Source organism: Flavobacterium kingsejongi (genome assembly GCF_003076475.1).
Taxonomy (GTDB): Bacteria; Bacteroidota; Bacteroidia; order Flavobacteriales; family Flavobacteriaceae; genus Flavobacterium; species Flavobacterium kingsejongi.
Genome location: NZ_CP020919.1, coordinates 2,314,556 through 2,339,172 on the forward strand (window position 1 = coordinate 2,314,556; position 24,617 = coordinate 2,339,172).

24 protein-coding genes are annotated in these 24,617 nt (G+C 33.5%); 14 read left to right on the forward strand and 10 right to left on the reverse strand.

Going from position 1 to position 24,617, the window contains the following annotated elements:
- Positions 1 to 37 precede the first annotated feature (37 nt).
- A complete protein-coding gene (locus FK004_RS10200; protein ID WP_227871583.1) occupies positions 38 to 1,327 on the forward strand; it encodes an aminotransferase-like domain-containing protein in 1,290 nt (429 codons plus the stop codon).
- Between the two features lie 657 nt (positions 1,328 to 1,984).
- Here the strand turns inward: FK004_RS10200 and FK004_RS10205 are convergent.
- The 3 genes from FK004_RS10205 to FK004_RS10215 are packed head-to-tail and all read right to left on the reverse strand — an operon-like array spanning position 1,985 to position 4,568.
- Positions 1,985 to 3,898 carry an AAA family ATPase gene (locus tag FK004_RS10205; RefSeq protein ID WP_108737163.1) on the reverse strand — a complete coding sequence of 638 codons (1,914 nt, stop codon included), beginning with the start codon at positions 3,896 to 3,898 and terminating at the stop codon, positions 1,985 to 1,987.
- Entirely contained in the window at positions 3,886 to 4,389 is a 504-nt protein-coding gene (locus FK004_RS10210) for a hypothetical protein (protein WP_108737164.1), read from the reverse strand. Before FK004_RS10210 ends, FK004_RS10205 begins: the two co-directional genes overlap by 13 nt.
- Positions 4,386 to 4,568 carry a hypothetical protein gene (locus FK004_RS10215; protein WP_108737165.1) on the reverse strand — a complete coding sequence of 61 codons (183 nt, stop codon included), beginning with the start codon at positions 4,566 to 4,568 and terminating at the stop codon, positions 4,386 to 4,388. The genes FK004_RS10210 and FK004_RS10215 overlap by 4 nt, the downstream gene beginning before the upstream one ends.
- Positions 4,569 to 4,658: 90 nt before the next feature.
- On the opposite strand from FK004_RS10215, the gene FK004_RS10220 reads away from it, so the two are divergent.
- Positions 4,659 to 5,483 carry an IS5 family transposase gene (locus FK004_RS10220; protein ID WP_108735890.1) on the forward strand — a complete coding sequence of 275 codons (825 nt, stop codon included), beginning with the start codon at positions 4,659 to 4,661 and terminating at the stop codon, positions 5,481 to 5,483.
- Here FK004_RS10220 and FK004_RS10225 read toward each other — a convergent pair.
- A complete protein-coding gene (locus FK004_RS10225) occupies positions 5,454 to 6,257 on the reverse strand; it encodes an SMEK domain-containing protein (RefSeq protein WP_108737166.1) in 804 nt (267 codons plus the stop codon). The two genes, FK004_RS10220 and FK004_RS10225, sit on opposite strands and share 30 nt — an antisense overlap.
- A 483-nt stretch (positions 6,258 to 6,740) precedes the next feature.
- Here FK004_RS10225 and FK004_RS10230 point away from each other — a divergent pair, with 483 nt between their 5' ends.
- Positions 6,741 to 9,503 (forward strand): coiled-coil domain-containing protein, encoded by a 2,763-nt coding sequence (locus tag FK004_RS10230; RefSeq protein ID WP_108737167.1) that lies wholly within the window; start codon positions 6,741 to 6,743, stop codon positions 9,501 to 9,503.
- A 68-nt stretch (positions 9,504 to 9,571) separates the two neighbouring features.
- Here the strand turns inward: FK004_RS10230 and FK004_RS19435 are convergent, their stop codons facing one another.
- The 4 genes from FK004_RS19435 to FK004_RS10245 form a co-directional block, all read right to left on the reverse strand.
- Positions 9,572 to 9,994, reverse strand: a complete 423-nt coding sequence (locus FK004_RS19435) for a phage integrase SAM-like domain-containing protein (RefSeq protein WP_227871584.1) — start codon at positions 9,992 to 9,994, stop codon at positions 9,572 to 9,574.
- A gap of 75 nt (positions 9,995 to 10,069) precedes the next feature.
- On the reverse strand, positions 10,070 to 10,225 hold the full coding sequence (locus tag FK004_RS19440) for an Arm DNA-binding domain-containing protein (RefSeq protein ID WP_227871585.1): 156 nt from the start codon (positions 10,223 to 10,225) through the stop codon (positions 10,070 to 10,072).
- A 246-nt stretch (positions 10,226 to 10,471) separates the two neighbouring features.
- The gene (locus FK004_RS10240) at positions 10,472 to 10,867 is read right to left on the reverse strand and encodes a tautomerase family protein (protein WP_108737168.1); all 396 of its coding nucleotides are present in this window, start codon (positions 10,865 to 10,867) and stop codon (positions 10,472 to 10,474) included.
- A 227-nt stretch (positions 10,868 to 11,094) separates the two neighbouring features.
- On the reverse strand, positions 11,095 to 12,027 hold the full coding sequence (locus tag FK004_RS10245) for a hypothetical protein (protein WP_193844338.1): 933 nt from the start codon (positions 12,025 to 12,027) through the stop codon (positions 11,095 to 11,097).
- Between the two features lie 300 nt (positions 12,028 to 12,327).
- Between FK004_RS10245 and FK004_RS10250 the strand changes: the two genes are divergently transcribed.
- The 7 genes from FK004_RS10250 (at position 12,328) to FK004_RS10280 (ending at position 16,432) form a co-directional block, all read left to right on the forward strand.
- A complete protein-coding gene (locus FK004_RS10250) occupies positions 12,328 to 12,543 on the forward strand; it encodes a PLDc N-terminal domain-containing protein (RefSeq protein WP_108737169.1) in 216 nt (71 codons plus the stop codon).
- Between the two features lie 219 nt (positions 12,544 to 12,762).
- Positions 12,763 to 13,119, forward strand: coding sequence for a DUF3887 domain-containing protein (locus FK004_RS10255; protein ID WP_157956070.1), 357 nt, complete (start codon positions 12,763 to 12,765; stop codon positions 13,117 to 13,119).
- Between the two features lie 182 nt (positions 13,120 to 13,301).
- Entirely contained in the window at positions 13,302 to 13,736 is a 435-nt protein-coding gene (locus FK004_RS10260; RefSeq protein ID WP_108737171.1) for a hypothetical protein, read from the forward strand.
- A gap of 405 nt (positions 13,737 to 14,141) precedes the next feature.
- Complete coding sequence (locus FK004_RS10265; RefSeq protein ID WP_108737172.1) at positions 14,142 to 14,588, forward strand: hypothetical protein; 447 nt, start codon at positions 14,142 to 14,144, stop codon at positions 14,586 to 14,588.
- The gene (locus FK004_RS10270) at positions 14,581 to 15,102 is read left to right on the forward strand and encodes a hypothetical protein (RefSeq protein ID WP_108737173.1); all 522 of its coding nucleotides are present in this window, start codon (positions 14,581 to 14,583) and stop codon (positions 15,100 to 15,102) included. Before FK004_RS10265 ends, FK004_RS10270 begins: the two co-directional genes overlap by 8 nt.
- Positions 15,099 to 15,509 (forward strand): hypothetical protein, encoded by a 411-nt coding sequence (locus FK004_RS10275; protein WP_108737174.1) that lies wholly within the window; start codon positions 15,099 to 15,101, stop codon positions 15,507 to 15,509. The genes FK004_RS10270 and FK004_RS10275 overlap by 4 nt, the downstream gene beginning before the upstream one ends.
- A 368-nt stretch (positions 15,510 to 15,877) precedes the next feature.
- Complete coding sequence (locus FK004_RS10280) at positions 15,878 to 16,432, forward strand: hypothetical protein (protein WP_108737175.1); 555 nt, start codon at positions 15,878 to 15,880, stop codon at positions 16,430 to 16,432.
- A 322-nt stretch (positions 16,433 to 16,754) separates the two neighbouring features.
- On the opposite strand, the gene FK004_RS10285 is transcribed toward FK004_RS10280, so the two are convergent.
- Positions 16,755 to 17,966 (reverse strand): IS256 family transposase, encoded by a 1,212-nt coding sequence (locus FK004_RS10285; RefSeq protein ID WP_108735429.1) that lies wholly within the window; start codon positions 17,964 to 17,966, stop codon positions 16,755 to 16,757.
- Positions 17,967 to 18,546: 580 nt separating this feature from the next.
- On the opposite strand from FK004_RS10285, the gene FK004_RS10290 reads away from it, so the two are divergent.
- The 4 genes from FK004_RS10290 to FK004_RS10305 all read left to right on the forward strand — a co-directional run bounded on the left by FK004_RS10290 (position 18,547) and on the right by FK004_RS10305 (position 23,811).
- Complete coding sequence (locus tag FK004_RS10290) at positions 18,547 to 21,951, forward strand: DUF6443 domain-containing protein (protein WP_108737176.1); 3,405 nt, start codon at positions 18,547 to 18,549, stop codon at positions 21,949 to 21,951.
- Entirely contained in the window at positions 21,911 to 22,453 is a 543-nt protein-coding gene (locus tag FK004_RS10295; protein ID WP_108737177.1) for a hypothetical protein, read from the forward strand. The genes FK004_RS10290 and FK004_RS10295 overlap by 41 nt, the downstream gene beginning before the upstream one ends.
- A 1-nt stretch (position 22,454) precedes the next feature.
- Positions 22,455 to 22,835 carry a hypothetical protein gene (locus tag FK004_RS10300; protein WP_108737178.1) on the forward strand — a complete coding sequence of 127 codons (381 nt, stop codon included), beginning with the start codon at positions 22,455 to 22,457 and terminating at the stop codon, positions 22,833 to 22,835.
- A 139-nt stretch (positions 22,836 to 22,974) separates the two neighbouring features.
- A complete protein-coding gene (locus FK004_RS10305) occupies positions 22,975 to 23,811 on the forward strand; it encodes a toxin-antitoxin system YwqK family antitoxin (protein WP_108737179.1) in 837 nt (278 codons plus the stop codon).
- Positions 23,812 to 23,838: 27 nt separating this feature from the next.
- On the opposite strand, the gene FK004_RS10310 is transcribed toward FK004_RS10305, so the two are convergent.
- Complete coding sequence (locus tag FK004_RS10310; RefSeq protein ID WP_108737180.1) at positions 23,839 to 24,549, reverse strand: hypothetical protein; 711 nt, start codon at positions 24,547 to 24,549, stop codon at positions 23,839 to 23,841.
- Between the last annotated feature and the right edge of the window lie 68 nt (positions 24,550 to 24,617).

A 24,617-nucleotide genomic window follows, 5' to 3' on the forward strand; every position in this document is an offset into this window, starting at 1 on the left:
TACCTTTGTAGTCCAATTAATAGATATAAGGCAGTCCATGATATTTCCTTACAAACATATCATCATTATAGATAAAGAAAGCAAAGTGCCTGTTTACAGGCAGATCGCTATATCAATCATCAGTGCTATTAAAAACGGTACTTTGAAAGCGGGAACACATTTGCCGAGTAGCCGCGAATTGGCTAAAATATTGGGTGTACACCGTAAGACCGTGATTGCGGGTTATGAGGAATTGGACGCACAGGATTGGATTATGATTGTGCCACGAAAATACGTTGCTGTTTCGGAAGATATTCCGTTGCTCAAACCTCAACAATGGGGGGAAACTAATATCCTTACACCTTACGAAAAAGAATTGGCCATACCGTTTAGGATCATAGAAGAAAAGGCCGTTAACAAAAATGCAATTTCTTATCCTGACATTATTATTGATGACGGACATCCTGACGTAAGATTATCACCAATAGATGATTTATTGAAAACGTATCGCTCACTCACCTCCCGAAAATATGCTATTAAAAATGCAAACATCGGAACTACACAGGGAACTTTGAACCTTAGGGAGGAGCTGGTTACTTACCTGTCGGTAACGAGAGGGTTAAACATTTCGGCAGATAATATTTTGATTACCCACGGAGCACAAATGAGTATTTATTTGTCCGCACAACTTCTTTTAAGGCGTTCGTCCAATATCATCGTAGGCAAACCTAATTATCCTGTTGCCAACAAAACTTTTGAAGAAACAGAAGCGAGCATCATCGAGGTAAATGTAGACGACAAAGGTATTGATACCGATGCTATTGAAAAGATCTGTAAACGGAAAAATATCACTGCAGTGTATGTGATTCCGCATCATCATTACCCTACAACCGTAACGTTAAGCGTGGAAAGACGAGTGAAATTATTGGAACTTTCCAGGCAATTTTCGTTTGCTATTATTGAAGATGACTACGATTATGATTATCATTATACATCTTCGCCATACCTGCCTTTGGCTACTGGCAACCATAATGGAAACGTGATTTACATTGGCTCATTTTCCAAACTGTTAGACCCTGCTTTGCGTATTGGTTTTATGGTAGCGCCTAAAAATTTCATTAAACAATGTACGGCTTTCAGAAAAATAATAGACGTAGGCGGCGATGGATATATGCAGAATGCGTTGGCTGCCTTGATAAAAGAGGGCGAACTCAAAAGGCATTTGAAAAAATCAAAAAAATGTTATCATCAACGGAGGGATTTTTTAGATGTGTTGCTAAAAGAAAAATTAGGCAACTACGTTTCTTATACAGTACCAACAGCGGAATGGCTATTTGGATACTATTAAATCGCAACTTTTCTATTGCCCGGCTTGTTGCCAATACCCAGTTTAAAATTATTAGGTGGAATGCAGAACAAAACGCATTCAGATTTGGTTTTGCCTCTATGGACGAAACAGAACTAATACAGGCTGTTGAAGCTTTGAAAATGGGGTTAGAGAAGGGATAGTAATGTGCTTACTATACAGAGCTACCGCATTACCAAAACCTTTGATATATTTTGGCTTAAAATTTATTTTAAAGTTTTTAGGAAAAACCTATATCGATTGGATACAAGCCATTTATATAGATTCTCAAAGAAGTCAGGTAACGATTTAGTAACGGTGCTTGTTGCTCTGTCTTTCACAGTGTTTCCGCCAGCTGGAAGCAAATATACAAAAAGATACGCTACACTATAATCCTATTCTTAAAAATTCCGGGAATCATCATGCTGACTTTTTGTAGACCAAAACACCCTATCACAGAAACACAATTCTAGAAACATATAACCTTCTTGAAAGCTAAACCATACAAAAGAAACACACCGCAAAACAGACGTGTTATCTCCTTCGTGATTCCAAATTACAAAGCAGGCAGCTGTTTGATCATTCTTAAATAATACCGCTGCTGATGAACGATTTTAAATTGTATTTTTGGTAGTGAAAATAAGATATTTTTCTGGAGTATTACTTGTGTTTTAAAATGAATCTACCTTCATCCTTTTTGTTAAATTTATCCACAATGAAATTTTTGAATTGTTCAGGATATTTTTCTAAACCTGTTGTCAATATAACTTGATAAGAATCCTTTTTTGCTTCAACTACATTTAGTGCTTCTTCCAGAAGAACTAAATCCTTTTTTAGGTTGTCGTCATCAATTCCAGAATCTTCAGGAGTATCAATAATTAAAAGTCTTGGATGTTTAACTGTATCATATTTCAAAGCTAATGCTAATATTGTATAGTAATAAACTAACCTTATTGGAACTCCAGCACTTTTATTCTTATAAATTCCATCATCTACTATTGGCATGTAGTCTTCATTTATTTCTGCTTTTGAAACATCTGCCGAAGATTGAGTAATTAAACCTTTGTAAATGATATTAAAATCCTCAATTATACTTTTATTTTCTTTATCAAATTTTCTTTGAAGAGCATCAAACTCAATTTTAACGCTTTTATAGCGATCACTAATTTTTTTATAATTAAGTAATAATTGATCTCTTTCAATTGAAATCGTTTTACGGTAATTTTCACTCTCAATTGATTTCATTAGTGCAAGAATTTCATTATGCAAATGATCTATTGCCTCATTATTTGAATTTACATCTGTGGAATTTATTAATGCTTTAAGTTTGTCAGTATCTTCCTTAACTTCAATTTCAAGTTTTTCTTTCTTTGTTTCTGCTTTCGCTATTTCTGAACTGTAGGAGTCAAGAGCAATTTGAATAGTTTCTAAACTCTTTTTTTTGTGTTTTAGAATATTTTCATATTCTTTGGATGTATAAATAAACTTTTCATAGTCCTTATCAATGATTTCAGAGCCACATAAGCAATGATTTTCTTTAGACAAATGTTCGTTCATACAAAATGGGCATAATTTGAAAGAAAACAAGTTCAGTTTTTCATTTGTAAAAATTATTTTTTCAACTTCATTAATCTCATTTGTTTGTGATTGAAAGTAGGTAAGGATTTTACTGTATTCAATTTGATTTGACCTTAGTTCTGAGTTTGTATTCGATAACAATAATTCATGCTGAATAATCTGCTCCTGCATTGAAGAAATTACATTTGTCTTTTCATCTACTTTTTTATTTGAACTTATAAAAATATCTCGTTGATTATAACGTGCTTCTAGTTTAGAATTTAATTGCTCTAAATTTTCTATGATTTTCGGCAATTCCAACTCTATACCTGAAAATTTTTCATTGAAATTATCAAGCTTTAATTGTTCTTTATCTCTAAAAACACTCATTTGTTTAAGTTCTTCAAACTTTCTAAAATATTCATCAGATGAAATTCCAAGTAGAACTTCAAAAATAGTTTTACGAATAATAAGAGAATCCGTTACAAAATTAAGATTTGTTGGTTCTTTAAAAATTTTTTTCGAAATTGTATCTTGGTCATATATAATTAAACGAAGCAGATCGTTTATATTTAGTTTCCATGATTTAGTACCTAAATTTAATTCTTGTTTAACAATTGATAATTTATCAAACAACCAATCAGAGAAAATTTCATTCGAAATAGTATCAGTCTGTTGTCTATAAACAGGTAAAGAAAAATATTCTTCTTTATAATTTATGTGAATGATATTACCATTAATGAATCTCTTGAGAGAATATTTTTCAGAGTTGATTATAATATCTAACTCTAGGAAGTTGTTTGTATCCTTAATGATTTCAAGATATTTTTCAGTTTCATTATCTTGATTGAAATATTTTAGGTGACCTCCAAGACAATATTCTATGAAGTACGTAAATGTGCTTTTTCCAGAGCCGTTATCACCAATAATTATATTTATTCCACTACTAAGTTCTGGAGATTCATAAGTATATAAATCCCCGTCATATTTTACTCTCTTTATTACTAAACTTCCCATGTAATTACTTTGTTGTTAGTAAATATTGTGTCAACAACATTTTTCAAGGTTAGAATTTTCAGTCGTGGTAATTCGGATTTTATAATTTTTAAATTTTCTATCTCTTTCATAAAAAGATTTTTATTAAAAAAAATATCAGGAATATTTTCTTCAATTAACCATATATCCAATGAATTTCTACTATGATTTACATCAACGCCAATAAAATTCTTATTCTTCAGTATTAAAATTAAATGAGATAACAATTGCTTTTTTAAATGACTCTTCGAATAGATTATAGCAAGTTCCTCTTTTGTGTATTCATTAAAATTTGAATTTGTAGAAATGAATTGAATTAAATATGATATTTTTCTGTAATCTTGAAACTTGCTTTGTTTTGAATTTGCCTCCAGGTATTTAAGTGTCAGCAATAGGCTGTATGTCAAGAAGTTATAGTCTTCTTTTTGGACAAACATTATCCTTTTTTTAGCCTCTTGTTTTGTAGTAATCATGCGTAAATTCCTTTTTCGTCAAATGACAAATAACAATCATTTATAAGAGCTAATACTATTTTTTTAAGTAAATCTTTGTTCTTTAATGGATAAGAGTAATCTTTAGACTTTTCTTCAATTATCAAACATGCTTTTTGCGTGTATTTTTCAATCAATTCATTTATGATTGAAAAATCCATATTATGAAGTGATTTAAACTTTTTTTAGAATTAAAAAAGGGTTGTCGATATTTGTGTCGCTAAACATACAATTATCAAAACCAACCCTTTATGTACAGTGTACTTGACAAAGATACAATAGAATTGGAAATTGTTGCATATATACCTAAAGCCCGTCGTGGATTTCCTGTAACAGTTCCATTATCAGAAGTGATAAATGCTATACTCTACAAACTTAAAACGGGCCTTCAATGGCATCAGCTACCCATTAGGGCTCTTTTTGAAAATAAGGTTATAAGTTGGCAATCTGTTTACTATCACTATCGCAAGTGGAGTCTTTGCGGTTTCTGGAAAGCTTGTTGGATTAAATTCCTTAGCCGTCATCACTCAAAACTTGACCTTTCCAGTGTGGATTTGGACGGAAGCCATACTCCTGCTATCCGAGGCGGTGAACAGGTTGACTATCAAGGTCGGAAGAAGCGAAAAACAACTAATTCACTCTATCTAACCGATAGGCAAGGCTTGCCATTAGCAATGTCAGAACCTCTTGCGGGAAACCACAACGACCTGTATAATATTGAGGTTCAGTTTGAAGACATTACAGCAACATTAGAACAAGCCAATATTTCTGTAGATGGATTGTTCCTCAATGCAGACGCAGGTTTTGACTCTAAAGACTTAAGAAAAGCATGTTCAGATAAGAACATTCAAGCTAATATCTGTTTTAACAAACGTAACGGTCATAGTGAGAGGGATGAATATTTTGATGAGCAACTCTATAAGCAGAGATATACAATCGAACGCACAAATGCCTGGTTAGATGGGTTTAGGTCAATCTTAAATAGATATGACACAACAACTGAATCTTGGAAAGGATTCAATTATATAGCATTTATAGTAATAGCATCAAAAAAATTTAAAAAGGAAAAAGTTTAAACCACTTCTATTTGTCATATCATTTTGCTCACAAAAATCGATTAATTCTTCTTGGCAAACTTCGAAAATTCTATATTTCATTGATCTAATTTGCCTTTCTGAAAATTTACTAAGTTCAGCTTCACCAGATGCAATATCTCTCGAATATTTAATCAATCTAAATTGATTTATACTAGGGCACACAGCTATAAATTTATCTGAAAAATTTCTAATATCTTTTTGCTCTAAATTGTCATAATCTTTTGTAGCTGATGTATCTTCGTTTTTTGAATAATTATCATACAAACTAGGAGTTATCTGATTTAAAACAATTTTTTGAATTTCTAAAATATCCTCATCTTCCAAGTCATTTATTTTATTACATAAATCTTTAATAGACCATTCTTCGATTTCTATCTTATCACCTGATTCTTCATTAATATCTTTAGAGCGACTAGGTTTATCCATTTTGGCATATAGCATGACTATTTTTTTGTAATCGTACTCTTCTTTATATTTTTCAATTGTCTTTCTAACTTTTGCTAGTGAAGTTGTAGATGTCACTTGTATTGCAAGGTCTTTTATGTTGTCTCCCAAATCGATTGATGCGAAATTTCCTTCTACAGAATTTAAGTTTTTGAACTTTCGATCTTTGTAAATAATATTTAAAATATCTCTAAAAAAATTTTCGAGAAGAATATTTATATCTTGAAGATTAAGATGATTATGTAAATCGACTTTATTAGCTATATGGCTTAAAGCTTCAGTTATAATTGATAAATTTGATCTACTCATTGGCTATGTTATTGGTTGCTTGCCTATATCGTTCCGGCGCTTTTCGAGGTTACGAGCTTCGGAACCGAGTATTTTCTGCTAAAGATAAAATTTCTTGCGAAAACTAAACGTGAATTTTGCACTTATTTCGCAATTGCACAATCGCCTGTTACCAGCCGTTACTTTTTGGCTCTAACTAATCGATTATCCAAACCTTCACCACTTCTAATTTTTAAGCGCCAAAGGAAAAAACTTTTTTCATTATGTGAGAGTTTTAATTTAATTCAAATATAAAGCGTTATTTTATTTGAACTTTACGGTTAACCATACACAATAAAATAATTTATCTTTGACCAAATTCATCAAAATTTGAATTTAGCGATTATATATACACTAGATTAGTTTACTTTCCTACGTTTACGGATTTCGCATTTTTCTTTCCATCGCTTTTTCGTATGTTTGTTTAATTATAAAATAGTTAAATATTTTTACATTTAATAAGGTATGTCTAAAATTTTATCCTCAGAAATTGTTTCTCTAGTTCACCACGTAAAGCTTAATGAAAGTGGTTGGTGGGAAAAAGCTATACAAAATATTATTATTTCAACTTTTGGAATTAACAACAATGAACCTATTTCAGATAAACAAATTTTTGATAATTTAATTACAGAAATTAAAACAGAGATAGATATAGTTAGACTATTAAAACAATTTGAAACACTTAAAAGTAAAGGTATAATCGTTAATGCTCCAGGTAATCTTTATGTTTTATCGAATGAAAAATATGAAGAGTTTAACAGCTCATTTACGAGTCAAAAAGAAATAGAGTTAGAAGCCGAGAATAGGTTTAAAGAATTATGTACTAAAGTATGTCCTGAAATTGGGGAAAAAAAATTATGGGGCGATTTAAATGATTATTTAGTTATTCCATTAATAAAAGAAATAGGAGCAAAAACGTATGAATTAATAAGTGGTGTTGATTCAAAAAATATCGCAGAATACGGACAATTTCATAATTTCTTGTCACGGTTTAACGGTGAGAGAGACAAAATACAAATTTTATTACTACAATATTTTGATTTTTCAAATGACTTTGTGAAAAAATATATATTACATCAACTAAATGCATATTTTTTTATTGAAGCAACTAATCTTAATCAAAAAACTGTTGAAGAAGTTTATGCGTTATCTAAATCACAATCTAATCTTAAAATTTTTGTAGACACAAACTTTTTATTAACATTATTGGATTTGCACGATAACCCTTCAAATGATGCTGGATTTGCCTTATTGGAATTGATTGAAGAAATTAAAAATAAAGTTGTTATAAAGTTTTATGTTCTACCAAAAACTGTGGAAGAGTTTCAGAATTTAATTAAAAAATTTAAAGATCATATAAAAAAATTAAAACCAACACTAAATCAGGCTATTGCTGCTGAAGGCACTGAAGAATTTACTGGGATTGTAAAAAAGTATTTCCAGAAATGTCACGAAAAAAATGTAATTCTTGATTTAGACGATTATTTTGATCCTTACTTAGATAATTTTTCAGTTAATATTAGAAAAAAAGGTATAGAAATCCAACAGGATAATATGGATAAATATACATCTGACCAAAGGGTTATCGATGATTTATTGCAACAAGCTGATTACCGATATGATAGATATGCAAATAATGGAAAGTTCCAAGGTCTAAATGAAGAAGAAAAGAAAATAAAAAAAGATATTATTTATGACAAATTCAACCACGATTGTCAGATATGGTATTATGTTAAAGACAAAAGACCTGCTTATATAGACTCAACTAAAGATGTTTCAAGTTGGATATTAACCTTGGATTATAGTTTCCTTGAATATGATAAGTTTAAGCAAAATAATGATACTAATATTAAAATAAGTATTTGCCTTCACCCAAATGAATTTATCTCAATGCTTCAATTTTGGGTTCCAAGAACTGAAAAATTTGAGAATGCAATTTTAGGAAGTTTTAGATTACCATTCTTTTTCAAAGAAGTAGACTCTGAATCTGAAAAGATTAGTATGGATACACTACGTGCAATGACTCAATATGAGGACAATAATAAATTTAGTAGTGAATTGGTTACTGAGATTTTAACAAACAAAGCTTTAAGACAAAAAATAAAACCAAATAATTCTGTTGAGCAAAATGCTGAATTGTTAAAAGACGAAATTTTTAAAAGCTATGAATTAAAAAAAGAACAACTAATACTAGAGACTGAAAAGAAAAATGAATTGTCTGACAAGCTTACTTCTGTTGAGTCTGTCGTTCAGACCTTAAGCAAAAAAATAGATGAACTTCAGGAAAAAACTAATGTTAAGATTGAAAAAGAACTAGAATTAATTAGACAAAGTAGAATTCAAGAAATTACGAATTCGAAGAACATTTTAAACTATCAAAAAGAACAATTAGAATTACGGATAAATGATTTTGAAGAACTGATAAGAAATGCAGATGATGAAATCAATTTGTATTTAAATTCGCTTAGCAGTCAAATCCAGTCATTTTTCGTAGGTAAGGTTAAATACGAGGAAGAAACCAAAAATAAAATATACAAAAAGTATTATGATACAATTAAGTTCAATACTCTAAAATTAGAGCATCTAGAGACTATAAAGAAATTAGAAAATTTAGATATCCCTTCCAATGAAGGTAAAATTATCATTTACTGTGAAAATCAAAATGCTCATCTGTTTAACAAACTAAGTTTTCATAATATACATTTTATTCCAGAAACAAATAGTAATGGAGTTTACATTAAAGTTCAGGCAAACCCCACCCATTTTGGTGTTAGAGATAGAGATTATTTAACTGATAATGAGGTAATTAAATTAAAAAAACTTCATAAAAACTACTTTATACTTGATTACTACTGTTTTGAGAACTATTTATATCATCCTGATAATTTAGTAGAACTGGAACTAGATAATTTTAACAAGGATCTATATATTAATGAATTAATAATTCAAAAAGAATCAAAATATGATAGTATCGTTGCAAAGCTCATCAATTCTAGGAACTCGTACCAAGAATTTAAACTCCCAGATGTAAAAATTCGAGAAAAAAATGATCTGATTATTTGTGAAAATTTAAAATCAGATGAATTAGAAATCTTTTTAAAATCATTTAGTTTAAAAACTGAATTTGATAGAACTTTTTTGTCAAAATATCAATTGAAGGACGAAAACCTGATCAAAACCGAATGGTTTAGAGACAGAATAGAAAAACTACTATCATTTACACAATAATAAATGAAATAAAAAAATCGCAATCAAATAATAACTTTTATTGAGAGTATTCCCGATTCTTGGTACTCTTATTTATTCGCTGAATGGGCACTGGAAAGATGTTTCCTGCTTATTGCCAATCGGCACACCGTTGTTAGCCCTATCATATAGACCCAAATGGTGTTGTGTTCCAGACTTTTGTCATTACGAAGATAGTAATCAAATTCCTGAATAAATTCACAATCAATAGTATTAAAAGAAATATCGGAACTTTTATATTTTGAACGGGCAAAACTTCTGAGATGGATTAAAAGGCTTTTGTATTTTTCAAGCGTTCCGTATGCCCTAAGTCCGCTATCAACTTTTTTCTCAAAATTCAGTATAAATCTATCATAGAATTTGAAAAATGTCAGTTCTCCGCTTTCCATATCGAGGAAAACATCTTTCAGCTTATCGCTATTTACACTTCCATCACTCTCCATAATTTTTGAATGGTATTTTTCAATGCCCATACGAATATTGTCAAGTTTGACGTTGAGGTTCTGTGCTTCCTTGCTTTTGCCTAAAACCCTGCCATATTTCAGATCTCACGCAGAAGCGGAAATGTCCAGCTTGGCACTGAATGTGGATTGCTTGCCATTTACGGTTATCCTGCACATAACATGTACCATTCCGTTTTTTTTGGGTGCATTCTTTTTAAGGTAGAATAATACCTTGAATGTTGATTTTTTTGTCGTTTCCATAACTCACGATTTCTTAATGTTAAATTAAAACTTATCGAGCTGGGAAACAATATGAAATACAATGCAATAAACTGAAAAAAAATCAAATACAAATAATTAAAAGTAACGATTTGGTAACCCAACTTTTGTTATCCATTGCTTTTTCCTGCTTTTAATTGCAATATCATAAAGTAAAAAACAGTTACAAATCCTTTATTTGCAACTGTTTTACCTGTTTTCTATCTTTGATATATTTTGGCTTAAAATTTATTTTAAATGTTTCGGTTCCTGGATTTCCCCATTGCCAAAGGACCAGTTTTCCCGGCCATTATTTTCGAGTAATACAATGATAATATTGTTTTTGGTGATTACGGTGGCTGCCGTAATCAGTTCGGCGATGGTGGCGTATAGGTTTTTCTTCTGTAAGGCGGTACGCCCTTGTCCCGCAATAATCTGGATATAGACAATGGCATCCGAATGTTCGATACCCAAATACGATTTTGGATATTTAATCTGGGTAGGTTCGAGTTCTTCGATCACATGGAAATAATCATCTTCAGGAATGGCAAATTCCCGGATAAGCGCCGTATGGATGGCAACTGAAATACGATCTTTCGTTTCCTGTGGCAGGCGCTTGGGCAGGCTGATACGTACAAATGGCATAGTGTTTATTTTTAAAGATTAATTGTTGAGTCGCAGTTAACCTTCTGGTAGTAAGTACCCAAAAGGCCTAAAACGTACTATCGGGCCATATTAAGGAATCATTAAAATTGGGTTACCGATATCGATTCAAAGATACCGAATAGTTCCAACAAAAAACTGCCCCATAAGGGCAGTTTCGTGTATAAAGCAAGTAGATCAGGTCGGGGTTATGTCATGGGGATTGAGGTTTAGTTAACGCTACCGATTAAAGTCCCTACTGGGAAATCGGAGGCGCTGCAGCCATCCGTGCCAAAAAGGCCTTCACTACCCTGGCAAGCGGTATAGTTCCAGAAGTTACGATCGCGGAATAAAGGGCCTTTACCCGGGCTGCCCCAGTTACCGCTAAAGTTAAATTCCGATTTCTCGCAGGACATTGGAACTAAGTTGGTCCAGGTTCCTTTTTCATCTCCCGCATCGGCAGGATTACGGTAATCGCCATAATACGTACATTCGAATCCAAAGAAACTGGACGAACGGGAATCATGGTACATTCCATGTGCTTTTTTACCTACAAAGGCCACCAGTCGTGTTCCGGCAGGAACATTACGCCAGTCTTTGGTATACCAGCCCGCATGTTGGAAATAGGTTACAGTAAGGATTTTTTGAGTCGATTTTTTAAATTGTACCACCACATGCTCCAGGTCATAATCATGGCCGCCCTGTCCGGCTGCACAAGGCTCCTGGCGTTTGTATACGAACCAGTATTCGATAAATACTTTATCCGTATCCGTTGGGTACTGCTGTACATCATAATAGGTAGGGAATTCCGGGGTAGCAGGGGAAGTCGCATTGGTCAGAATCATTTGCCCGCCACATACGATACTGGTCGGATTGGTACTTGCCCAAATATCTTCTACAGATGTTGGATAGTCGGGAGCGGCACGGTCAAATTTTACCAGCGGTGCAAACTGGGCAGCCCAGGAAGCAGCCGTAGCACCCGATATTTTGGTAGGGCTTTCGACACAGTTGCAATTTAAAAATGGATTGGTATTTACCACAGCTGCTTTGGCAGCAGTACCCAAATCACCTTCAGATCCTTCGATCTCCGGTGTGGAACATTGTACAATAGTAAAGGCAAGAACGCTGCACAGGGCAAGCACTTTAAAAATATTATTTTTCATCTTTATAGGTTTTAGTGAAATAAGACTTGAAACTGATTTACTAGCTTTATAAAGAAGAGATAACCACGACTCCCTGCAAAGAACTACTTTTCCTTCGAATCGTAGGTGTGCAAATTATTGTGATACCGTTATTGGTGTGTTAAGCGAATTTTGGAGAAGCGTGTTGCAATGGGAGTGACATACTATTCTTAATGATTTGATGTTTCGTTAAAAAGTATTCCAAACTATCATCTTAGAAGTAAATTACCGGAACGGCTGTTGTTTAAAATGTATTTTTTATATTTATAAAAAAGAACCCGTATGACTATAGCCATTATAAGTAAACTAGAAGATATCTGGACCTTAGCGATTATTCATCTTTTCCTGGCAGTTCTGGCAATTTATAAACTCTTTACGACCGAAAAGAGCCAGGGGATCAAACTCGTTTGGCTCCTGTTAATACTATTGGTTCCTTTTGTCTTTTCAATCGTATACCTCTTCAAATTGTATTTAGAAAAGGAGAAAACAAATCGGTAAAGATTCCATGATAAAGCACCAGCAATACTGGTGCTTTTTTGTTGTAGTCTTCTTTTTATGTATTAATTGTTGGCCACAATTTGGAAGGGTTGCCTGATGATTATTGCTACTACAGATTTAGAATAATACGATTATTTTTTGTTTTTATTAAATAGGTACTTGTTTTTTTAGGATTTATTGTATTGATTTGTGATGCTAACCATAAATCATCTCTTAGAAATGAAAAAACTATTCATCCTATCATTCGTATTATTGTCCACATTATGCTATTCCCAAGCCGAGGAAACGGGCAAGGCTTTTATTACGACACTTTTTGGAAAAAAAGACATGGCCAAATCCATTACGTATTTAGATGCCACGATATCGAGTGAATTGACCAAAGAGAACTTGGGCGAAATCATCCAGCAGATTGAAGGGCAGCTGGGGAAATTCAAGAGCATTATCAGCGTAAAAAAGGAAGGTAGCGTATTCTATTATTATAGCGATTTTGAAAAAGCAAAAATCGATATCCAATTGTCCTTTACCGAAGCCAATAAAATTAATGGTTTCTATTTTGTACCCCATGAAGAGAAATAAAGAATAACGATTGCTACAGCATGACTAACCCCGAAGTGTACTTCGGGGTTTTTTATAACCCATTTTGAAAATTATAGTGCTATTTAGGAGATTGGTACTAATGATTTAAATTTCACTTTACGGCAAACCGTAAGGAAGTCAAAATGCGATGCTTTAGGTTTGTTATAGCAAATAAACCAACTATGAAAAAGAATATAGCATTAGCATTCCTGAGTTTCCTGATGTATTCCTGTGCCACTTATGACCTGGCGACAGTGAATGAAGATACCAAAATCTATAGTTCCCGGGACAATGGATTATCTGAGATTACGGTTATCCCCAAAGACAGCTACATTTATGTAAAAGGCAGTAAAGCCTACAAGAAAGTAAAATCCGGGATTTATGAAGGCTGGGCATACAATCCGGTCTATACTTCCATCGCTTCGGGCGTTACCACCACGACACACACTACTTTAACGACCACGACTAAAAGCAGTTCCAGTAGTAGTACCTCTTCCTCCCAAACCAAAAGTGATACCCCATCTGCGGGTAAAAGCGTACATGTAAAAGGCTATACCCGTAAAGATGGAACATATGTAAAACCACATACGAGAAGTTCGCCGGGGAGGAGGAGATAAAGAATATATTAATTGCTTGGCGTAGTTTGAAAAGAAAAAAATATCTTGCAATTAAGGATAAATTACCATTATTACTAATAGGCTTTTCATATAATTGTTTTTAATTTACATATTAAAAAATAAAAAAACTTAATTGTAGTAGGATATATTTTTATTTTTTAATATTTTTAGTCAAACATAAGAGACGTTATCCTACTTTTGTCCCATTAATAAAAAAAAAATGAAAATATCCCTAATGGTTAGGAATATAGTAGTTGTCGGTACATTCATACCATCAAAATTTGATAAGTTTTTCTTTATAAAAAATCAAATTTTTACTGAAAAAGAATTAGATGACTCATTGTTCACAGAACATTTTTCCCGTATTGATACCCAAAAATAAGTCTATTTATAACTAAATCTTCATTGAGTATTACTCTGAAGGATTTCGAATTTGAAGATAATATTGATTTGGTATTGCATGAAATTATAAAAAATTCAATAGTGAATTGTAGTGCTATAGGAGTTAATTATAATTATTATATGTTTCTCGATGATAGACTTTTAGAAATAAGTAAACGACATTTTTATCAAGACAGTAAACTAGTTAATAATTTTTTTAATTCCGATGATGTTGCTTTTGGTTTTTATGTTTCTAAAGATTATAAACAGTCGCGCTTAAAACTCGATATAAAACCTTTTATAGTAGCTTCATTAAATGATAATATATCGAGGAATGTACTTGCATTTGATTTTAATTTTCACTCTGATTTAGAGGAAGATAAATGTCAAGAACAGATTTTAAGTATTCTTAAAGATGTGCCATCCTATACTGAAGAAAGTAAAAAGATAATGGAAATTTATTATGAATGATATCAAAATAGAATATCGTAGAAAAGATGTAGATACTTCTACTCCTGAATTTGTCAAACTTAATATTGATAATAATTTTCAGTCAACTATTAGAAAAGATGCTTATTTGTTTGCAATTGCTGAAGGAGAAGAATGCAGATGGCATATTGGAGAATTAAACACTCACGTCAGCGGAATTTACGGCGTCATGGATAATTACCAAAAGAAGGAGCACTTTCTTATGAAAGCGGTAAAAAATCTTTTGAAAAAAAATGAATTTTTGCAACTAACTTTGCAAATGGAGCAGGAATTATTGGATCATGAAGGTTTTTTTGAAGAATTAGAAAGAAATGAAGATAAATATTTAATTCAGATGGATGAAAATTTTAAGTATGAAAATTTTAAGTTTATATCTCATATTATGAATAAGCTTGAAAGAGATTTCTCAAGCGATGAAATAGCTGAATTGTTTTCTGTTCCAATTGAGTTAGTAAATAATTTTATTGATGAACATTATAAAACTCTTCATTTATGAAAGGTGTCTGGAATGGTTCTGCAATTGAATGTGCTGCTGCAGAAGTAATATCAAGAAAAATTATACCTTCATCCTATATGGAGATAAATAATGTAGGAAAATGTTTAGTTTATAAGTGCTATAGAAATAGCGAAGCGAAGGTGTTAAAAGAATTAAAGCCTAAAAAGGCTTTACATAATCAGAATTCATGTTTAAATATTGATGATAGGGTAGAAGGTGAAAATTTGCTTATAGTAGTTAACATTAAGAAAATATTAAAAATTGAATTAAAAAATCATACATCTACGCATAAAGCACAATTCGTTAATACATCTAACTATACATACGCAGAAATTTCACGTCAAATTCCTTGCATTCCCTTATTAGATCCACCAATTGTATTTAAACCAGTTATAATTGAAAAATAATAGTGTAGAGATTTATAATTTAATAATTTTATTATTAAACTTTATGATAAGAGTATAATTCTTAGCTCAAATATTACAACTTCATGATCCCGAAGCTCCCCCTTCGGGGTTTTTTATACCCCAACCTCAAAAAATCCTAACTTCAATTTAAAAAAATAACCAAAAACCATCCTATCCCAAATATTTTTCCAATCTTTGTAACGCGAAATTTATCATTACATACATCCTTTTTAGACTATGTCTGAAAATCCAAAAAGTTTAATCTCTTAGGAGGTAGCAAATCGGTGCAAGTCCGTGGTTTTTCACATAGTCTAAGGAGTATTGATAAATTTCGCAGTGACTACCTCTCATTTTAAACTTTGGAAAATATGCGAAATTTAGACACCAGCAAGGCGTTGCCAGGCAACAAAATTGCATCTTCCGTACTTTTGGACCGGCTCTACGAGTACAACTCCCAACTTTTTAGCGAATTTGATTTTAGGGCGGTACGGCAATGTATCGAATCCTTGTTATTAGGTTGGATTGCCTCCGATCATGCGATTGAGGCTACCCAAAAAAGGACGGCCATTTACCAGTTCAACCGGCGGTTACTGGATTTCCTACACTGTTCGGAAGTATTTTATACTGCCAAAACCCGGTCAGAATCCGATACTGTTCTTCCACACCCTTTGATTTCGGAAGGCTATATCAAAAATGTGGATGTATTTTACTTAGATGCCTTTATGGAATTCTGTAGTACACTACAACCCAGGCAGGCCATCAAATACTTCCGGGCCATTCAGTATGCGTGGTTGCACATGGAGTATGCCGATGATTGCACCACCCGCTGCGAAACCATCTTTTACCATAAAGAGATTGCCAGTTACCTCAAGCGCATTTATAAATTGTATGCACATTCCTGTACCGCTACGGCATTAGCCTAAAAACCCTTGTCGTTAATTTTTGCACTACTTCTCCCAATAGTACCATTTTATGGCAGCGCTATAGTGCAACTTTGGCTATAGTTACTGCCTGTATTTCGTCTTTATACAAATTTGTCCAGCCCCTAAAAAGTGGTTCCATCATGGTTTTAATACGTCGGGTGACGTATTAAAAGTGGTCTCTGACGTATTTTAATACGTATAGGGACGTATTAAAAGTGGTTCCCGACGTATTTTAATACGTAGTGGTACGTATTAAAAGTGGTCTCCGACGTATTATAATACGTCCGGAACGAGACTGGTCGAAATTTTGTGTAAACAGTTCTTAGTGTTTAATATTACACCTTTCTCCAAATATGACCAAGAACTGATTCATGATTAATCCCCAGCTTGGTATTGCATTTATCCAGCTTTTTTCACAATTTTGTATTGCTAAATAGACTGATTTCTTGACGCTTTTTTCATCTGGGAACTGCACTTTTGTTTTGGTATATTTTCTAATTCCCCTGTTTAAGTTTTCTATTGTATTTGTGGTGTACATTATTTTCCTGATTTCAGCAGGATAGGCCAAAAAAGGCATGAGATTTTCCCAATTCTTTTCCCAGGAGCAAACGGCATATTTATATTTTGCTTCCCAGTTTTTTTTAAATTCAGCCAGAGCTAAAACGGCTTCTTCCTGATTTATTGCAGTATATACTTCTTTCATTGCACTGCAAAATGCTTTTCTATCCTTAACTACTACAAACTTAAGGCTATTCCTTATTTGATGAACAATGCAAAGCTGGGATTCTGTATTTGGAAAAACACCTCTGATAGCTTTTGTAAATCCGGTAAGGTTATCTGTACAGGCAATGAGAATATCCTTTACTCCACGAGATTTTATGTCAGAGAGTACAGTCATCCAAAATGAAGCCGACTCTTCTTTATTTAGCCACATTCCTAATACTTCTTTCTTACCATCTGTTTTTAGTCCGATTACAATGTAAATTGCATGGTTTTCATATTTCCCATCTGTTCTTACTTTCATATGCACAGCATCCATCCAAACAATCAGATACTGTGGTTCTAAAGCCCTTTTAGTCCATAAATCAACATCAGCCAGTATTCTATCAGAGATGGTCGAAATCGTGGACTCACTTACTGATATCCCATAAACTTCTTTAACTTGTTCTACAATATCACTACGGGTCATTCCACGACTGTACATTCCTAAAATAGCATCTTCAATCTTTTCACTCATCGATTGGCCTTTTCCGATGACCTGAGGCTCGAATTCACCATTTCTATCCCGGGGAATAGCCAGGACCATATTGCCCAAAGTCTCTGATTTTATATTCTTTGAGAAAGAACCATTACGGCTATTGCCTGTATTGTATCCGTCAATATTATGCTTCTCATATCCCAGATGAGCATCCAATTCTCCCTGGAGTAGCTGTTCAATGCCTTGTTTATACAGGTCTTGAAAAAAAGTATGGAAGTCTTCTTTGTTTTTAAATTGCTTTGCAAAATCTTTGGGTAATTTACCATCTTCGATCATAATCCGCTCTTTTTAAATTATTTAAATGTAGTTCTTTTAAATTCTATACTTAATGATCTGTTGTTTTTTGGCTAAGCCTTAAAATCTCAAATCAAATTAAAATCAATTTCTACGTTTACACAATCTAACGACTACTCCCTAAAGCCATTACGGTACTGTTGCAGCAATAAATAACAATCCTTTACAGGCTTGTATTTTGACAGAATACATAGACTGCAAAAGCACCTTAGCAATGAGGTGCTTTTGTCGTATTGGAGTACCACCTTTACTATCATTAAAAGTCCGACATCTACAAGATGAAATAGTTGTGATAATATATATGGTTATCTGATATTTTTCATATTTTTACTTTTACAAAGTTAAATTTGTAAAACCCCTCTTCGTACAAATTCCCCGATAAAAAATCAAATTGCGTATAAAGCATTCCGATGCCTAATGGAATGCCTTTGTCTTTTAGGCAGATTATTATTTGTCACATGACGACTAATACGCTCAATCTATGCTTTTATAGTCCTGGCAGTAGCAGGCTATACTAAGGCTGTCTTTTGTATAATGAATACCAACATAAAACCAATCGCGGATGCAGAAACACTACTTGCTTGTCGTATTATTTCCACTGCTTACCTTAGGACAGAGTGCGGACCAGAATTATGTAAAAACGACCACGTATAAAAAACCGGTGACACAGGTGTATTCTGGTATTCCTGAACCCGATGAGGCGGATATCCAGATTACTTATTTTGATGGATTAGGCCGCCCGATGCAGCAACGTGCCCACCGGCAGTCCGGCAGTGGCAAGGATTTGGTCACGCCGATTGCGTATGATGCCTTCGGGCGCCAGGTAAAACAATACCTGCCCTATCCCACAGAAAGCGCTTCACTTGCTTATGATGGGAATGCAATAACGGCACTTGAAACCTATTACAACACAGCTGTTGGAGCGGCGCAACCCTATTTCGAAACGACTACTAATCCTTATAGTGAAACGCTTTATGAAGCTTCTCCATTAAATAGGATACTCCGGCAAGCCGCTCCCGGGAATGATTGGGTGATGGGCAGCAATCATGAAATAAAAACAGAGTATCACGCGAATTCCGTTGCAGATACCGTACGCTATTTTAAAGCCTCGGCAACCTGGGACGGCAGCCTGTATAATGTCGCGTTAACAGCAGCAGGGACTTCAAATTATGACCCCGGGCAATTGTATAAAACGATAACCCGGGATGAAAATGACACCCCAACGGAAGAATTTAAAGACAAGGAAGGCCGTGTAGTACTGAAAAGAGGATATAACAATACGGTACCGCATGATACGTATTATGTATTTGATCAATATGGCAATCTTACCTATGTGATGCCACCGATGGCTGATGGAATCATTAGTCCAACTGTTTTAGACGAGGTGTGCTACCAGTACAAATACGATAGCCGTAACCGTTTGGCAGAGAAAAAACTACCAGCGAAACAATGGGAGTATATTGTTTATGATAAATTGAATCGTGTAGTAGCCACAGGTCCTGCCTATTCGCCATTTGGTGATGGGATTGTTGGCTGGATGGTCAATTATTACGATGCTTTTAACCGTCCGGCTTATAGTGGGTGGTTTCCGGGAGATGTGACGGGCGTTAGCCGTAATAATCTTCAACAGGGTATATTGGGACAGGTCAATTCAGCAATTCGTGGACCTTATACGATTGATAATATAACCGTAGATTATGAAAACCGGAATCTTCCGGCAGGTTTTAAACTACTTCGGGTAGATTATTATGATGATTATAATTTTCCCAACGCCCCTACCGATTTTACCGCCACAGCAACAGCGGCCGTATATTATAACAACAGTACCCTAAAACCCAAAGGACTACCTACTGGTAACTGGACCCGTACTATTCAGGCAGCAACTGATAGTGCCGGGGCAACTGCCTATATGTTGTATGATCTCAAAGCCCGGGTAGTACAAAGCCATACTACCAATTACCAGGGCGGTTTTACCCGAGTGGAGCAGCAATATGATTTTGTCGGCAAAGTTTTAAAAAGTAGTACAACACATAACAATCAGGGCACCACAGCTGCAATAACCACCACCGAAAGTTTTGAATATACCAACCAAAATCGCTTACTACGCCATAAACATCAGGTGAATGCCCTGGCAGAAGAGGTATTGGCCGAGAATACCTATAATGAAAGAGGGGAGCTGACCCGGAAAAGAGTAGGAGGCATTCCAGGGAATCCTTTACAAAATGTAGATTATGAGTATAATTCCAGAGGATGGCTGACTACTATTAATCCTGCAGAAACAAGGACCTACGCTCCTTTTGACCTTTTCTTTTTTAAGATCAATTACAATACAGTGGAAAATGATTTATGGGGAACAATACCCAAATTGTATAACGGCAATATCTCGGAGACATTTTGGAGGACCAGATCTGATGGGGTTTGGAGAAAATACGGCTATGTGTATGATGGATTAAATCGTTTTATACAATCCTATTACCAGCGTCCTAATGACACCAATCCTGTTACAAATTCTTATAGTGAAGGGGTGGACTACGATAAAAATGGAAACATCTTTATTTTGATTCGTTTTGGAGGGCAGGATAGTGCGCCGCTGCGGACGATTGATGAATTGCATTATACGTATGATCCCAATAGCCCGAACAGATTGATGAAAATAAAGGATAGTACCAATAGCCCTCAGGGTTTTAAAGACAGTCCAACCGATACGGATGATTATACGTATGACGACAATGGCAATATAACCGTGGACAATAATAAAGGAATTACTACCATTAGCTACAACCATCTGAACCTTCCCGTGAAAATAGTTTTCGGTAGTGAAAGTCAAAAAAATGAATACCTTTATGATGCGGTGGGTACCAAATTACAGAAGAAGGTCACAGAGGGCGCAACCATAGCCACAACGGATTACTCAGATGGATTCCAATATAAGGATGCGGTATTGCAATTTTTCCCAACGGCTGAAGGGTATGTGAATTGTACCACAGGGATGTATAATTATGTTTACAATTATACCGATCATTTGGGTAATGTCAGGGTTTCCTATGCTAAAGATCCTGTAGATGGCCTCACTAAAATTATAGACGAAAATAATTATTATCCGTTTGGATTAAAACATGCGAATTACAATTCGTATGTTCCGGTAAACACTTATAATTATAAGTACAATGGGAAAGAATTACAGGAGGAACTGGGGCTGAATATGTATGATCATGGGGCTAGGAATTATGATCCTTCCATTGGAAGATGGATGAATATGGATCCGCTCGCTGAGGTATCAAGACGTTTTAGTCCTTATACTTATGCGCTTAATAATCCTTTGCGTTATATTGATCCAGATGGGATGATGGCTGTTGAAAATGAAGACTTTATTGATATAGACATTAACACTGGTAGCATTAGTATTACAGAAACTGAAGGTAATGATATTGTAAGAGCGGTAGATAATGGTAGTGTGACTCAATCATATGAGTATGGTGAAAATGGTAGTTTTAAGACAGAGAATTCTATACAAGAGGAAAATGTTTTAGGCTTTAAAAACACAACTGTAAAATCCAATAATATTGAAAAGCTGCAAACTCTTTTCGAATTTGCAGCTGAAAATACGAATGTTGAATTTGGTTTGATTAATGCTGAAAAAAACGGAGTTAATTTATCTACTCTAACAACAATTGGGGAAAAGGAAAGTGTAAATGCCAATCTAATTGCAAAGAACATGAGTGAATTAGGATATACTATAAAAAATGTTTCACACAGCCACCCTAATGGAACACAGAGCGAACCAACTGGTTTTAATCCGGATGGTAGTAAGGTTGGAATTTTTGATAAAAGAGCAGATATGGATAATGCTAAGGCTTTACAAAATAGGCAGCAGCAAAAAATAATATTTAAGGTATTTCAGCCATCTACTAATTCAGTATTTAAATATGATGGAGAAGGATTTACAAAGTATAAGTTTAAAAATTAGTTACTATGAAAAAAAAATATACTATATTATGTTTTCTCTTTTTTTTGTAATGTGTGCATCACGTACAAATAAAACAAATTCTGACAATGTAATTTTGAAAAAGGAATTAAAAGAAGTAATAAATTTATATTTGAATTACAACGGAAATAGGCATTTAAATCATAAACGATATTACATAAGTCTTGGAATTGAAAAAATTCCAAATGGAATAACTAGAATTTACTTAGCTAATGAATTTAGATATTCGGACTCAATCCCTAATAATTTTTATGGCAGAACAACTTATAAAAACTATCAGATATTAGTATCCGGTGATTTCAATCAAGAATTACTGTCTATTGATAAATCTAAAAAAATATTACAAAAAGAGTATTCAGGTGTTATTCTATTAGAGAGTAATCCTTTACAATGGAAAATAGATTTAGATCAAAAACTTAGAATTATAAGATTTAAAGATAATGTAGGTGGTACGACAATTCCTACTATGTATAAAAACTTGTAATATGGGATTTTTAAAAGATAATTTTACAAGACTGATCATTCTAGTAATTGTAGCGATAGGATTTTTTATTATTATTGATTATTTTACACCAAATGAAAATTTTTATAAAAGGATGCTAATGATGAGAAAGCAAGAATCATATTCTGGTATTATAATAGAGAAATATATTGATAAAGCAGAGCATTCAACACCAATGTTGAGACTTACTGATACAGTTATATCTTTAGAAAATGACTTTTGGGATAGTATAATGGTTGGCGATTCCATTGTGAAAATTAGGGGACAGGCAGAAATAAATGTATACAGAAAAGATACTACTAAAATAATATTTGATTATGATGATTATTTTAAAGAATTAATTGAAAGGAGTAAAAAACAATGAGAAAACTAATCCTATTTTTTCCTGTCTCTCTTCTCCTTACACTATCCCTGTGCGCAAAAGCAGTATAAAAAAGCAGTAGGTAGTATACAGGATAAGTTGCCACAGTATTCTAAAGAAAAAAAATAAAAGAAAGTTTATAATGCCATTAAAAATAATTCTACCATTGTTATTATTCTTTGTATTGATGAGCTGTGATAAAACAAAAACAACTTATTATGAGAATGGTAAACTCAAATTAATATATAATCTCAATTCATTCGGGAAAAAAGAGGGATTGGAAAAAATATTTTATCCAAATGGTCAAATATTATCATTGATTAATTATGAAAATGGAGTGTGGATCGACTCTATTGTTAAGTTTGATAACGATAAAGCTATAGCATCTATTTTGAAAAAGGATAACGGTGTGTTTGTTTTGAAAAATTTCACAAAAGGTGTGGTGGATAGCGAGGGTAAGGTGGATAGCCTTTTAAGACCGATAGGATGGTGGCTCTTTTATAAAAACCATAAAGTTTATAAAACAGAAGAAAAAATAATTGTCGAGAATCAGAGCATTACTAATAGAAGAAATATTTATCAGGATAGTAAAATAGATTCAATACGGAGCGACTTTTATACCTTAGCCATACCTTCAGCGATAATCAAGGATAAGCAATATTCTTTTAAATTAAAATACCATTTTGATGAAACAGGTGAAGATAAAAATCTTTTGGGCAAAACATATTATTTTTTAATGATGTCGAATGCTATAAATGATGATTTTTCCAATTTGAACAGAATTACTTTAGATACATTTGTACCCATTCAAAAGGGGGAATTTATTTATAATTTAGGCTTTAGAACTGTGGGAGATAAAAAAATCAGAGGGATAATTGAAAAATCCACGATGGTTAATAAAAATGGAAAATTAATTATTACGAAATCAAGATTATTCATAAACGAAAAACTTAAAATTGCTCTCCAACCATTAGAATAAAATTTGTGCTATTAAGCCTGCTTCAATTTAAGGATAATACTCAATACTACGGGATTCTATTATTGCCGGCTTTCCGTCTTCGGAAGTGGTTACGGACTTTTTCCAGTTGCCTTGTGTATCGTACGTATACGTAGTGTGGGATTTGGTTGTTTTGCCAGCAACTGTAGTAGTCATTACAATTGGGTTGCCGTGTGAATCGTTTTCAAAAAGAATATCGAGATTATCAATCATAGAGCCTTCGGTCGTCATTCTGCTATAAAAATCAACGCCAGCATATTCATAGGTTACTTTTGTCAATACTTCTTTATTCTTAAAAATCGTATGGCTTACCTGATTCCCGTGATTGTCAAATTCCTCGATCACAGTAGGATCAGAGTTACCTTCCGGGATGTGCTTTCGTGTAATTCCTTTGGGTGTAATTTCTATGGTGACATGATCCTTTGGCAAATCTTCATATTCAAAATGGAACACAAGCATATTCAACTGTCCTTTACTGCTGTATTGGTAAATCGTGTAATTGTTGGGAATACCATAGGAATAAGCCGTTTGTTTTTGGAGTAAGCCTTTAGTGTCGTATTCATTTTGGGAACTAATATTCCCCTCATGATCAAGGATGCTTAGGGATTTTACTTTGCCTTTCAGGTTATTCCTTTGCAGGTCGGTCTTTATTTTCGGTACCGATTGAGCAAAGAGACTGGCTGTAAAAAAAATAAGTAAGAGTGTGATATGGTTTCTCATCGGATATACTATGGCGTGCTATAATTCAAATTTACATTTTTTTCGTAAAAGTTTAATGAAGGTTTGAA